We start from the raw sequence: 13,347 nt of genomic DNA on the forward strand, positions 1-13,347 counted from the left end.
CTTCTCCGCACACCGACACCGCGAGAGGGGATGACGATGATCCAGAGCATGGCTGCCCGACTCCGTCCGGTTGACCCGGACGACCGCGAAGCGGGCTTCAGCATCGCCGAGGTCCTCGTCGCGATGATGGTGTTCGCCGTGATCTCGGTGGGCGTCGCCGCCGGTGTCATCAACTCCCTCGTCCTCACGAACGACTCGAAGGCGCGCACCGTCGCCACGCACCTCGCGAACCAGGCGATGGACATCGAGCGTGGCAAGACCGACATCTTCCAGGTGGTCTCGAAGTCCTCGACCCAGACGGTCGGGCGGATTCAGTACACGATCGCGGTCACCGCTGCCTGGGCGGACGCCGCTGGCACCATCGGCAACTGCGGCCTCAGCGGATCGACGACCACCATCGCGAACAAGTCCGTCGACGTGAAGGTCTCGTGGACCTCGAGCTCCGGCGCTGCGAAGTACGCTCCCGTCCGCATGACGGCACTCGTCTCGCCGGGCAGCGACTCCAGCAGCCCAGACTCCGGCGTCATCTTCGTCGGCGTCGTCGGCGCCACCGGTACCGGCAGCGCCGGTGTGTCCGTCGCCATCGTGCCGAGCCCGACCGACCCGGCGGGAGCCAAGTCGCTCACGGCGCAGCCGGTTGCGACGTCGGCGACCGGATGCTCGGTGGCCCGAGGCGTGACCCCGGGGAACTACGTCGTCACGATCACCCGGACCGGGGGCATCAGCAGTTCGCAGGAGGTGTCTCCCACCTCGGCGGTCACGGTCACGGGCGGCGGGACCGCGACCGCGTCCTTCCAGTACGACACCGCTGCGACCTACACGCCGTCGCTCCAGACGTCGGGCGCCGCGACACCGACCAACCTCACCATGACCTACCGGAACCCGACGAACGACACCGTCGTCCCGAGCACGGGCGCACAGCGGCTCTTCCCGTTCCCGGACGGGTACAACGCGATGACGGGTTCGTACGTCGGCAGCCCGGTCGCGAGCGCGTGCACCGACGTCGACTGGACGTCCTGGACGACCGCCGCGAGTGACGGCAAGGTGGCCCCGGCCGCCGCGAACGTCGCGGCGTCGCCAGGCGGGACGGGCGCGGTCAGCGTCCCGATGGGGACCTTCACCGTGAAGACCGCGGTCGGTGCCGCGGTCATCACCGCGACCCCGACGACCGTGCTCGACCCGGCGGATCCGGGGTGCAAGACGGCGCCGGCGACGAGCTACACCTTTGCCAGGGGAACCGGGACGACGCAGACCCTCGCGTTGCCCTACGGCACCTACAGCATCTCGGCGACCGTGCTCAACGTGGCGGGGCTCTCGATCGGCACGAATGTCACACTCGCGGGCAAGTCGAAAGCGACGGTCAGCGGATCCACGATCATGCTCGATCCGAGGAGCTCGTGATGCGTGCCTGGATCGCGCGGGTACGACGCGACGATCGGGGGATCACGCTCGCTGAGCTCCTCGTTGCGATGGCGCTGTCGATGATCATCGTCGCCACCGCTGCCGGGTTCCTCGGCGCCGCGCAGAAGGCACAGGGATCAGTGAACCGGATCGACCAGAACACGCGAGTCTCCTCGAACGTCCTCAACGAGATGAGTCGGATGTTCCGTGGTGCGACCGAGAACCCGATCGTCAACGACGAGTCCGACCCGGCCTTCATCGTCGCGTCGCCGACCCTGGTCAGGTTCTTCGCGTTCGTGAACCTGACATCCGCGGAGACGAAGCCGGTGATGGTCCAGTTCGAGGTGACGGGCGGCCAGCTCGTCGAGACCCAGTGGCCCGCCACTGCCGTCACGGGGTCCGACGGGTACTGGACCTTCCCTGCCTACCCTGGTTCGCCGAGCTCACGGCGCGTCCTCGCCCCGGCCGTCGCGTCCTCGACGGCGACGCCGTTCGCGTACCTCGGCGTCGACCAGACCACGCCGCTCGACCCGGTGGCCGACCCGGGTCAGCTCGACGACGTCCGCTACGTGCAGGTCAACCTCGAGGTCGGTTCCACCACCGTCGGCGCTTACTCGAACGTCCTGACGGCGACCACCGTCGGGCTCCCCAACGTCATGCAGGAGAACCTATGAGCGGCGGCCTGTTCAGGCGTTTCCGCGCCCTCCACCAGGACGGCGAACGGGGCGCGGTGCTCGTCACGGTCATCGGCACCGCAGCCGTGCTCATGATCATCGTCACCACCGTGCTCGCAACGGCAGTGAGCGGGACCATCAAGTCGAACCGCGACGAGGACTGGAACAACGCGGGGGCCGCGGCGTACGCAGGCCTCGCCGACTACCAGAGCCGGATCAGCGCGGACAACTCCTACGAGCAGTACGGCGCGCTCGGCACGTCGTTCAGCACCGGGAGCACCTTCTCGAGCACGAAGGGAAACAAGGCCTTCTCGACCTCGACGAACGGCGAGTGGGTGGGAGTGCCCGGAAGCGACAACGTCGCCGCTGACGGGTCACGCGACGGCAAGTACCGTCAGTCGTTCCGGTACGAGGTGAACAACGCGAACTACTACGGGCAGGGCGTCGTCAAGGTCCGTGTGACCGGCAAGGCCGGAACCGTCACACGGTCACTCGTCGCGAACCTGAAGGGCACCGGCTTCATCAACTACCTGTACTTCACCGACTACGAATCGGGTGACCCGGCGATCACGGGCGACAGCTGTACACCGCTCCACTGGAACGAGACGGCGCCCCGGGGCGTCACGAAGTGCGCTGCGATCCAGTTCGCGGCCCGCGACACGCTCGCCGGTCCGGTGCGCTCGAACGACCAGTTCACGATCTGCGGTGCGACCTTCCAGAACGACGTCCAGTCGACGACGGCGGACGGGGTCTACAGCAAGCCGAGCGGGTGCAGCAGCGCGATCTTCGCCAAGAACTCGACGACCGGCCTCAAGCAGGTCCAGCACGTCTCATCCATCGGACTGCCGCCGACGAACACGAACCTCATGCAGGAGACACGGAGCGACCTCAAGACGTCGACAGTTCCGCAACCCGGATGTCTCTACACGGGTCCGACCACGATCAAGTTCACGAGCGCGGGCAAGATGACGGTCTACTCACCGTGGACGAAGGCGGTCCAGATCACCGGGGACCCGGCGAGCGGATCCACGGCCGCACCCGCGTGCGGGACCCCGGGCTACAGCTCCTCCGGCAACACTCTGGGAAGTCCCGGCGGGCAGACGCTCGACGTCTTGCCCAACAACCTCGCCTACGTGCAGAACGTGCCCTCGACGACCGGTGACCCGAACCGCTGGGGCTCCACGACGCCGTCCAACTACTCCTGCAAGAGCGCGGACGGCAGCCAGAGCGGGAACGGCGTCGGGTACCCGGCTGCCGGCGAGACCATCAAGACCCTGAGCGTCAGCACGCCGTACGGATGCCAGAGCGGTGACGTGTTCGTGCAGGGGCAGTTCAAGGGCGCGATGACGGTGGCCGCGCAGAACTACGTGTACGTCACCGGAGACCTGACCTACGTGAACTCCGGCGCGAGCGCGAACCCGAACCTGCTCGGCCTCGTCGGGCAGAAAGCGGTGTGGGTCTACAACCCGGTCGCGTCCTCCATGTGCACTGACTTCACCTCGACCTACTGGGACCGCCAGGGCTACTCCTCGTGGGGCTACCAGTGCGTCCCGATGAACTGGGTGAGCGGGAGCCGCGCCGCGAAGGACTTCGAGATCGACGCCGCGATCGCCTCGAACAACGGCACGTTCACCGTCCAGAACTACGACCAGGGTCGCTACGCGGCCTCGAACAGCCGGAGTGCCATCCGGACGTACGGTCAGGGCACGCTCACGGTGCTCGGGTCCATCGCCCAGAAGTACCGCGGCCCGGTGGCGACGACCGGCGGGACGGGGTTCAGCAAGGCGTACTCGTACGACAAGCGACTCCTGACCACAGCTCCTCCGAAGTTCCTCCAGCCGGTCGCGACGACGTACGGGGCGACGACCCAGGTCGAGGTCAAGCCAGCCTTCAGCGCAGACGGGACACCAGCCTCATGAGCGGCATCGTCATCGCACTCGCCACGCTGAGCGGGGCGCTCGGGCTCGCAGTCGGCTCGTTCTTGAACGTCGTCGTGCACCGTGTTCCGGCGGGACTCTCGGTCGTCTCGCCGGCGAGCGCGTGCCCGAACTGTGGACACGGCATCCGACGGCGGGACAACGTGCCCGTCATCTCCTGGCTGGTGCTCCGCGCACGGTGCCGGGACTGCGGCACGGGGATCTCCGCGCGGTACCCGGTCGTGGAGCTGATCACCGGTGTCGCGTTCGTCCTCGTCCTGTTCCGCTTCGCACCGGGATCCACCACGGGTTGGCGACCACTGGTCGCGGGGGTGCTCATCCTGATCGCCTTCGGGTACCTGATGGCAGTGAGCGTGGCGCTCGCCGCGATCGACCTCGACACCGCTCGGCTCCCGAACGCGATCACGTACCCGACCGCTGTCGTCATCGCCGTCCTGCTCACCGCGGCCGCAGCGATCGGCGGAGACCTCGAGGCCTGCCTCCGCGCCGCTCTCGGTGCGATCGTGCTCGGGGGCGCGTACCTCGTCCTCGCGGTCGCGGTACCCGGCGGCATGGGCCTCGGCGACGTCAAACTCGCCGTCGTCATCGGGTTCGCGCTCGCGTACCTCGGATGGGGACCCCTCGCTGTGGGTGCTTTCGCTGCCTTCGTCCTCGGCGGTAGCTTCGCGATCGGAGTCCTGATCGTCCGCGCGGGCAACCGCCGGACCGGGATCCCGTTCGGCCCCTGGATGCTCGCCGGCGCATGGATCGGCGTCTTCTTCGGCGCACCTTTGTGGAACGCCTACCTGTCGCTCCTCGGCCTCGCCTGAATCCCTGCCCCACCCACTCTCGAAAGCGTCGAACATGGCAAAGAGCATCGTCGGTCTGGACATCTCGTCCGCCGCGATCCGTGGCGTCGAGGTCAGTGACCCACACGGGTCGCGTCCGACGGTCGTCCGCATCGCCGAGGTCCCCACGCCTGACGGGTCCGTGAGCCGCGGGGAGGTCCTCGAGCCGAACACCGTCGCCGGAGCCCTGAAGGAACTCTGGTCGATCGGACGCTTCCGCTCGCGCAACGTGGTGCTCGGCATGGGCAACCAGCGCGTGCTCTCCCGCGACCTGACGGTGCCGAAGGCGCCGATCGCCCAGGTCCGACAGTCGCTGCCCTTCCAGGTGCAGGACATGCTGCCCGTCCCGGTCGGTGCCGCGATCCTCGACTTCTACCCCACGTCCGAAGGGGTCAGCGAGAGCGGCCCGGTCCTCCACGGCCTCCTGGTCGCGGCTGTGAAGGACGCGGTCCTCGCGAACGTCAAGGCCGCGCAGCAGGCCGGACTCAACCCGGCAGGCGTCGACCTGATCCCCTTCGCGATGACCCGTGCGCTCGTCAGCCGGCCGGGGCACGGCGGGACCATCGCGCTCATCGAGCTCGGCGCGGAGACGACGAGCGTGGTGATCGCACTCGACGGCATCCCCCAGTTCGTCCGCATCATCCCGACCGGCGGCGAGGACGTGACCACTCGACTCGCGACGAGCCTCGACATCCATCGTGACCAGGCGGAGCTCGTCAAGCGGCACCTGGGGATCGCGGGGAGCGGGCGCACCGCCGACGACATGCGCGCGATCTCCGTCGCGCAGGAGGCGGTCGGCGAAGTCCTCTCGAGTCTCCGGAACACGATCAACTACTACGTCAACACGCGGCCCACGGAACGCGTCGACCGGATCGTCCTCGCAGGGGGAGGCGCCCGGCTGGCGGGGCTCGCGCAGTCCCTGTCCGAGCAGACCGGACTCCCCGTCGTGGTCGGGGACGTCTTCGCCGGCGCCGCACTCGCTCGGAGCATCGACGCCGCTGACGTCTCAGCACGCGGACACGACGTCGCTGTCGCGTACGGGCTCGCCATCGGGAGCAAGGCAGCATGACACAAACGTCCATGGCGGGTCGGGTCCTCCGGACCACTCCGCGCGCGAAGGTCACCGCACCGATCCCACCGAGCAAGGCCGGCAAGGGTGCCGCGGTCGTCGGGGGCGAGCCCCGCGTCGATCTCCTCCCGATCGAGGTCCACATCGGACGGCGTCAGCGAGCGCTGGCCCGTCGCGCTTGGCTCGGGGTCGTGGTGGTCGGGGTCGCCGCGGCACTCGCCATCGCCGGTGCAGGGCTGTCCGCGGCGCAGTCCGCGAGCGAGTTGGCGTCGGCGGAGAGCGAGACCAACGCGCTGCTGCAACAGCAGCAGAAGTACGGCGAAGTCCGGTCGACGGAGCAACAGTCCGCCCTCATCGAAGCCGGTCAGCGAGTGGGCGGCGCGACCGAGATCGACTGGAGCACGTACATCGCAGGCCTGCAGCGGGCGCTTCCGTCGGGGGTCACGATCTCCAGCCTCGGGGTCGACTCAGCCGGACCGATCTCCGCCTACACGCAGTCGTCGACGCCGTTGCAGGGGCAGCGCATCGCCACGATCTCCGTGACGGTCGACAGCCCAACCATCCCGTCCGTCCCCGACTGGACGGACTCGCTCAGCGCCCTGCCGGGCTACGTCGATTCGTCGATCGCGTCGATCACGAAGCAGCCGTCGGGCGGGTACACGGCCGACATCACCGTGCACATCAACGAGAAGGCGTACGACGGCAAGTACGCGAAGGGCGACTGACGTGGACCGCAACAAGCTCTCCCTCATCGTCGCAGGGTTCGCGGCGCTGGCGCTCGCGCTCGGTGGCTGGTTCGTCGGCGTGCAACCACAGCTCGCGGCGGCGTCCACGTCAGCTCAGCAGCGGTCGGACATCGACAGCCGGAACGACACCGTGCGGACGGAGCTCGCTCGACTCGAGAAGCAGTACAGCGAGCTCGGCACGCTGAAGGCCGACCTCGCGACGCTCGAGGCTTCCATCCCGGAGTCGACGGACACGACGCCCTTCATCAAGGAGCTCAACCAACTCGCCGAGGCGAACGGTCTGACGATCTCGTCCTTGACCTTCGGAGACGCGCAGGCGTACGTCCCTCCTGCATCGACGGCGGCCCCGGCCGACGGCAGCGCGACCGCTGCAGCGACGCCAGCTCCCTCCGCCACGGCGGAACCCACCGGCGGGAGCAGCAGTGCGGTCGCAGCACCGAGGACGGTGACGGATCCACTCATCACGGCGAGCAACTTCATCGTGATCCCGGTGTCGGTGTCGGTCGACGGTTCCGATGCCCAGGCGATGGCGTTCACCTCGGGCGTGCAGAAGGGTGCGCGGCTGTTCCTCGTCAACTCCATCGGGACCGGGTCGACCCAAGGGGAGACCACCGGGGACGAGGCCCCGGCGTCCGCTGACACGGGTTCGACGACCTGGACGCTCTCGGGCTTCATCTTCGTGCTCGACGGCGCTTCCGGAGGCACGTCGGGGACCGTCGCGGACCCCGCCACGAACGGCTGACCCGACCCCCACCAACTGGGGTCCGACGCGCCACGCCGCACCCTCTTCCGCACGGCCTCCCGCTGTGCTTACGATGCTCCTGAGCCCGCGTTCGCGGCTGCTCGTCCCTCTCTCGAACGGTCGCTCGAAACGGCCGTTCCTCGTCGTGCCCGGAGTCGCGCGTGTTGGCTGGAATCGTGGAGTTCCTCGGTTGGTTCGGAGCAGTAACCGTCCTTGCTGGTTACCTACTCTTCTCGATGGGGAAGCTCCCGAACGGTCCGGTGTACCAGCTGTTCAACCTCGTGGGCGGGCTCGCGGTGGCGATCAACGTCGCGGCGCACCACGCCGTCCCGTCGACGATCGTGAACGGCATCTGGGCGATCGTCGCGGTCGTCGTGCTCGTCAAGATGACGAGGGCCCGTCGTGCGGCGAAGCGGGGTGCCCCGTCGACCGAGACGCCGGTGCTCCACGCCGAGCCCCCGGCGACCACGGCGGTCCTGCCGATCGTCGGACCGGCGCTGCGCGACCACGGGGCGGAGGCGACGCTCGCCGCGGCACCCGCGCCGCGCCTCCAGGGCCCGGACGCCGACGGCGACGCGACCACCACGCCCGACGCGACGCACGCGACGGACGCGACGCACGCGACCAGCACGCCCGACGCGACCAGCACGACCGACGCCCCGACCGCAGCCGCGCCGATGACCGAGTCCATCCCGGTCATCACGGCCACGATCGCCCTCGCGCTCGTCGCCGCAGCGCAGGAGCACGCCGACCAGGCGACCCACGCCGACCCGGCCCACGCCGACCAGCAGACGCACGCGAACGAGCCGCAGCGCGCAGACGCCACCCCCGCCTGAGCCCCGCCAGCGATACGATCACCGCATGTCCCGGTGGTTGATCGCGACGATGACGTCGATCCTGTTCATCGCGCTCGTCATCGCGGTGACCGGCTTCGAGGCCCTCCTCGCCGACGTCGAGGTCATCTCCCAGCCCGACGCCACCCCGTACCTCGGCCCCGCGATGGTGCTCGGCGGTGCCGTGGTGGTGTTCCTCGCGACCGCGGTCGGCTCCCGCGAGGGCAACCCCGGCGTCACCGGCCTCGTCGCCGCGGCGACCTGCTACCTGGTGATGCTCGGCGTCGGGGCGGTCGGCTACAGCCTGGTCCGCAGCGACCTCACCGAGCTGCTCGTGTTCCCGGCCGGCTACGCACTCGGCCCGTTCGTCGTCGGTTCGGTGGTCGTGGCACTCCTGTGCGTCGTCGGCGGGATCGCCGCGGCACGGCACCAGTCGCGCGCGTCGGGGGTGCGCCCGGAGCCCGGCGATGACGGTGCCCGCCGGTAGTCTTCCTGCAGCACCACAGGACGACGGGGGACCGATGACCGACCAGCACCAGGCCGACGGATGGGGATCCGTCCCGGCCGTGGACTCGATCCGCGGCACGCGGGACGCACCACCGGCGGGGGCGTCCGGACCGCAGCCCCGGCCCCGTCGTCGACTCGGTCGCGGTCGGCTCGTCAGCATCGTCGCGGGTGGCGCGGCCGTCGTGCTGCTCCTGGTCGCGGGCGTGGTCGGCTACTCGGTCGGCACGTCGACGCACGCCGCCGACCGGCCGGTCCGTGCCTTCCTCGACGACCTCACGGCGGGTCGGGTGGGCGCTGCGCTCGACGTGGCGGGCATCGAGCACGACGAACGCGACCTGCTCCTCACCAAGGCCGCCTACGCGAAGGCGAAGGACCGCGTCACGGGCTACCGGATCGCCGCCACGCGTGCGGACGGCGACACCGCCACGGTCACGGCGTACCTGCGGCAGGCGGGGCGCGACGTCTCGTCCACCTTCACGCTCGACAAGACGGGCACCGACTGGGGCGTGTTCCCGGTCTGGGAGCTCGAGGCACCGCGGCTCGGTGCGGTGGACGTCAGCCTGCGCGGCCCCACGGGCACGAAGGTGTCGGTGGCCGGGCAGTCCGTGGTCACGTCGAAGGACGGCACGGCGACGCTCACGGCCCTCCCCGGCACGTACGACGTCGCGGTGGACGGTGGCGAGTGGTACTCCGCCAAGGCCGCGACGGCGACGGTCACCGGGTTCGGGGGCACCGCCTCGAGCCCCGTCTCGATGACGACGGAGCTCACCGCAGCGGGCAAGCGGTCCGCCCAGGCGGCGGTGGACGCGTGGGTCGACGGCTGCATCGCCTCGACCGAGGCGGCACCGGCCGGGTGCAGCTTCTACGCCTACGGTCAGGACGCCGCCTACACGTACACGAACCAGAAGTGGACGCTGGACACCCGCCCCACCGTGTCGATCGGCGGCTGGGTGTCGAACGGGTGGCTCGTCACGACGACGTCCTTCGGCCGTGCCACGTTCACGGCGGACATCTCCGGCCCGGGTGGGGTGGGCACGGCGTCCGCCGGGCCGATGAACGTCAACGCCAGCGGGTACGTCACGGAGTTCACGGACGCGGGGGCGACGTTCCGCTCGGCGGTGGGCAACGGCTCGTCCGACACGGGCTCCTGACGCCGCGCACGACGGCGCCCCGGTGCGTCCAGGAGGCGCGGTGCCGGCCCGCCACGTCCCTCCGGCGGCCGTGGGTCCGGTCCACCGCGCCCGGCCGGGCGGAGCGCCCCGCGCCCCGCGTGACCACCCACGCGACGCCTGTTCGCCCAGGGCACTCGTCACGCGCCTCCAGGGCGACGCGCCCGGATTGATTTCGCCGGGTTACGCGGGTAATCTCTTCCGGGTGTGCGCCTTCGGGCGTGCCCGAAAAGTCCGGTCCGACCAACGGTCGGCCGGAACACTCCGTCCCCCACTCGTCATCCGCCGTCAGGCGGTGATCAGCGTGGGACGAGGAAGTCGGCGGACCGCGCCGGCCGGAGAACACGAGCGAAGAACCAGGAGAACAGTTGCCTACTATTCAGCAGCTGGTTCGCAAGGGTCGTACGCCGAAGGTCACCAAGACCAAGGCGCCCGCCCTGAAGGCGAACCCCCAGCAGCGTGGTGTGTGCACCCGCGTCTACACCACCACCCCGAAGAAGCCGAACTCGGCACTGCGCAAGGTCGCTCGTGTCAAGCTCTCGAACGGCACCGAGGTCACGGCCTACATCCCCGGTGAGGGCCACAACCTCCAGGAGCACTCGATGGTGCTCGTGCGCGGCGGTCGTGTGAAGGACCTCCCCGGTGTCCGCTACAAGATCATCCGCGGTGCGCTCGACACGCAGGCCGTGAAGAACCGTAAGCAGGCACGTAGCCGCTACGGCGCCAAGAAGGGTTGAGCCAATGCCTCGTAAGGGTCCCGCCCCCAAGCGTCCCGTCGTCGCAGACCCGGTCTACGGCGCACCGATCGTCTCGCAGCTCGTGAACAAGATCCTGCTCGACGGCAAGAAGGGCCTCGCCGAGCGCATCGTCTACGGTGCCCTCGAAGGCGTTTCCGCCAAGAACCAGCAGGACGCCGTCGCGACGCTCAAGAAGGCGCTCGACAACGTCCGTCCCACCCTCGAGGTCCGCAGCCGCCGCGTCGGTGGCTCGACCTACCAGGTCCCGGTCGAGGTCAAGCCGCACCGCGCGAACACCCTCGCGCTCCGCTGGCTGACCTCGTACGCCAAGGCCCGTCGCGAGAAGACGATGACCGAGCGTCTCATGAACGAGATCCTCGACGCGTCGAACGGTCTCGGTGCCGCGGTCAAGCGCCGTGAGGACACGCACAAGATGGCCGAGTCGAACAAGGCCTTCGCCCACTACCGCTGGTAGTCCCGGCACCGTCCGGGCGCCGGTGGTCATGAACCCCGGCGCCCGCACGGACGCCAACCTCTCCTACAACTCTTCCGGAGGAACCCTGTGGCACAGGACGTGCTCACCGACCTGAACAAGGTCCGCAACATCGGCATCATGGCGCACATCGATGCCGGCAAGACCACGACGACCGAGCGCATCCTGTTCTACACGGGCATCACGCACAAGATCGGTGAGGTCCACGACGGCGCTGCCACGATGGACTGGATGGCGCAGGAGCAGGAGCGCGGCATCACGATCACGTCGGCCGCGACGACCTGCTTCTGGGACAACAACCAGATCAACATCATCGACACCCCCGGTCACGTGGACTTCACGGTCGAGGTGGAGCGTTCGCTCCGCGTGCTCGACGGTGCGGTCGCCGTCTTCGACGGCAAGGAGGGCGTCGAGCCCCAGTCCGAGACCGTGTGGCGTCAGGCCGACAAGTACGACGTCCCGCGCATCTGCTTCGTCAACAAGATGGACAAGCTGGGCGCCGACTTCTACTTCACGGTCGACACCATCATCAACCGCCTCGGCGCGGAGCCCCTCGTGCTCCAGCTCCCGATCGGCGCCGAGAACGACTTCGTCGGGATCGTTGACCTCATCGAGATGCACGCCAAGGTCTGGCCGGGCGACTCCAAGGGTGACGTCACCATGGGCGCCCAGTACGAGGTCCAGGAGATCCCCGCGGACCTCAAGGACCGTGCGGACGAGTACCGCGCCAAGCTGATCGAGCGCGTCGCCGAGACCGACGACGCCCTGCTCGAGAAGTACTTCGGCGGCGAGGAGCTCACCAAGGACGAGATCAAGGCTGCGATCCGCAAGCTCACGATCGCGTCCGAGGTCTACCCCGTCCTGTGCGGCTCGGCCTTCAAGAACCGCGGTGTCCAGCCGATGCTCGACGCCGTCATCGACTACCTCCCGTCCCCGCTCGACGTGCCGCCGATGATCGGCCACGACGTCAAGGACGAGGAGAAGGAGATCATCCGCAAGCCCGACGCGTCGGAGCCGTTCTCGGCCCTCGCGTTCAAGGTCGCGGTGCACCCCTTCTTCGGTCGTCTCACCTACGTCCGCGTCTACTCGGGCTCGATCGAGTCGGGTGCCCAGGTCATCAACTCGACCAAGGGCAAGAAGGAGCGCATCGGGAAGATCTTCCAGATGCACTCCAACAAGGAGAACCCGGTCGACAACGTGACCGCCGGCCACATCTACGCGGTCATCGGTCTCAAGGACACCACCACCGGTGACACCCTGTGCGACCCGACCAACCAGGTCGTCCTCGAGTCGATGACGTTCCCGGAGCCGGTCATCGAGGTCGCCATCGAGCCGAACACGAAGGCCGACCAGGAGAAGCTCTCCACGGCCATCCAGAAGCTCGCCGAAGAGGACCCGACGTTCCGCGTCGAGCTCAACGCCGAGACCGGTCAGACGACGATCAAGGGCATGGGCGAGCTCCACCTCGACATCCTCGTCGACCGCATGAAGCGCGAGTTCAAGGTCGAGGCGTCGGTCGGCAAGCCCCAGGTGGCCTACCGCGAGACCCTGACCAAGGTCGTCGAGCGCTACGACTACACGCACAAGAAGCAGACCGGTGGTTCCGGCCAGTTCGCGAAGGTGCAGATCGCCCTCGAGCCGATGGAAGTCACGGCCGAGAAGGTCTACGAGTTCGAGAACGCCGTCACCGGTGGTCGCGTCCCGCGTGAGTACATCCCGTCGGTCGACGCCGGTATCCAGGACGCCATGCAGGTCGGCATCCTGGCCGGGTACCCGACCGTCGGCGTGAAGGCCATCCTCAAGGACGGCGCGGCGCACGACGTCGACTCGTCCGAGATGGCGTTCAAGATCGCCGGTTCGATCGCCTACAAGGAAGCGGCCCGCAAGGCCGGTCCGGCGATCCTCGAGCCGATCATGGCCGTCGAGGTCCGTACTCCGGAGGAGTACATGGGCGACGTCATCGGTGACCTGAACTCCCGTCGTGGCCAGATCGCCTCGATGGAGGACGCCTCGGGCGTCAAGGTGGTCCGCGCGAGCGTGCCGCTGTCCGAGATGTTCGGCTACGTCGGCGACCTGCGGTCGAAGACCTCTGGTCGTGCGGTCTACTCGATGACCTTCGAGACCTACAGCCAGGTCCCGGCCAAGGTCGCCGAGGAGATCATCGCGAAGAACGCGGGGGAGTGACGCTCCAGCGTCTCTCCACAGGCGGGGG

The 13,347-nt window shown here is 68.8% G+C and carries 13 protein-coding genes; all 13 read left to right on the plus strand.

The genetic code is table 11. The annotated features are described in order from the left end of the window. Positions 1-36: 36 nt before the first annotated feature. Positions 37-1,401 (plus strand): prepilin-type N-terminal cleavage/methylation domain-containing protein, encoded by a 1,365-nt coding sequence (locus ACEN8D_RS12765; RefSeq protein ID WP_413398761.1) that lies wholly within the window; start codon positions 37-39, stop codon positions 1,399-1,401. After that, positions 1,401-2,075 carry a PulJ/GspJ family protein gene (locus ACEN8D_RS12770; RefSeq protein ID WP_402716825.1) on the plus strand — a complete coding sequence of 225 codons (675 nt, stop codon included), beginning with the start codon at positions 1,401-1,403 and terminating at the stop codon, positions 2,073-2,075. The genes ACEN8D_RS12765 and ACEN8D_RS12770 overlap by 1 nt, the downstream gene beginning before the upstream one ends. Continuing rightward, positions 2,072-3,994 (plus strand): hypothetical protein, encoded by a 1,923-nt coding sequence (locus ACEN8D_RS12775; protein WP_413398760.1) that lies wholly within the window; start codon positions 2,072-2,074, stop codon positions 3,992-3,994. Before ACEN8D_RS12770 ends, ACEN8D_RS12775 begins: the two co-directional genes overlap by 4 nt. Continuing rightward, positions 3,991-4,821 (plus strand): prepilin peptidase, encoded by an 831-nt coding sequence (locus ACEN8D_RS12780; RefSeq protein ID WP_413398759.1) that lies wholly within the window; start codon positions 3,991-3,993, stop codon positions 4,819-4,821. The genes ACEN8D_RS12775 and ACEN8D_RS12780 overlap by 4 nt, the downstream gene beginning before the upstream one ends. Before the next feature lie 34 nt (positions 4,822-4,855). Further along, positions 4,856-5,908, plus strand: coding sequence for a type IV pilus assembly protein PilM (gene pilM / locus ACEN8D_RS12785; protein ID WP_413398758.1), 1,053 nt, complete (start codon positions 4,856-4,858; stop codon positions 5,906-5,908). Continuing rightward, positions 5,905-6,633, plus strand: a complete 729-nt coding sequence (locus ACEN8D_RS12790) for a hypothetical protein (RefSeq protein ID WP_413398757.1) — start codon at positions 5,905-5,907, stop codon at positions 6,631-6,633. Before pilM ends, ACEN8D_RS12790 begins: the two co-directional genes overlap by 4 nt. 1 nt (position 6,634) lies before the next feature. After that, positions 6,635-7,396 carry a hypothetical protein gene (locus tag ACEN8D_RS12795; RefSeq protein WP_413398756.1) on the plus strand — a complete coding sequence of 254 codons (762 nt, stop codon included), beginning with the start codon at positions 6,635-6,637 and terminating at the stop codon, positions 7,394-7,396. A 176-nt stretch (positions 7,397-7,572) separates the two neighbouring features. Further along, entirely contained in the window at positions 7,573-8,232 is a 660-nt protein-coding gene (locus ACEN8D_RS12800) for a CBU_0592 family membrane protein (RefSeq protein WP_495601030.1), read from the plus strand. A 25-nt stretch (positions 8,233-8,257) separates the two neighbouring features. Next, on the plus strand, positions 8,258-8,716 hold the full coding sequence (locus ACEN8D_RS12805; RefSeq protein WP_070417675.1) for a DUF6121 family protein: 459 nt from the start codon (positions 8,258-8,260) through the stop codon (positions 8,714-8,716). 34 nt (positions 8,717-8,750) lie between these two features. After that, positions 8,751-9,887: a hypothetical protein gene (locus ACEN8D_RS12810; RefSeq protein WP_413400144.1), complete on the plus strand. Its 1,137-nt coding sequence runs from the start codon at positions 8,751-8,753 to the stop codon at positions 9,885-9,887. 386 nt (positions 9,888-10,273) lie between these two features. Beyond that, entirely contained in the window at positions 10,274-10,642 is a 369-nt protein-coding gene (gene rpsL, locus ACEN8D_RS12815) for a 30S ribosomal protein S12 (protein WP_017885540.1), read from the plus strand. Between the two features lie 4 nt (positions 10,643-10,646). Next, positions 10,647-11,117: a 30S ribosomal protein S7 gene (rpsG, locus tag ACEN8D_RS12820; protein ID WP_022903294.1), complete on the plus strand. Its 471-nt coding sequence runs from the start codon at positions 10,647-10,649 to the stop codon at positions 11,115-11,117. Positions 11,118-11,204: 87 nt separating this feature from the next. Next, a complete protein-coding gene (fusA, locus tag ACEN8D_RS12825) occupies positions 11,205-13,319 on the plus strand; it encodes an elongation factor G (RefSeq protein ID WP_070417677.1) in 2,115 nt (704 codons plus the stop codon). Positions 13,320-13,347: the final 28 nt, after the last annotated feature.

It is taken from the genome of Curtobacterium sp. Curtsp22 (assembly GCF_059492135.1).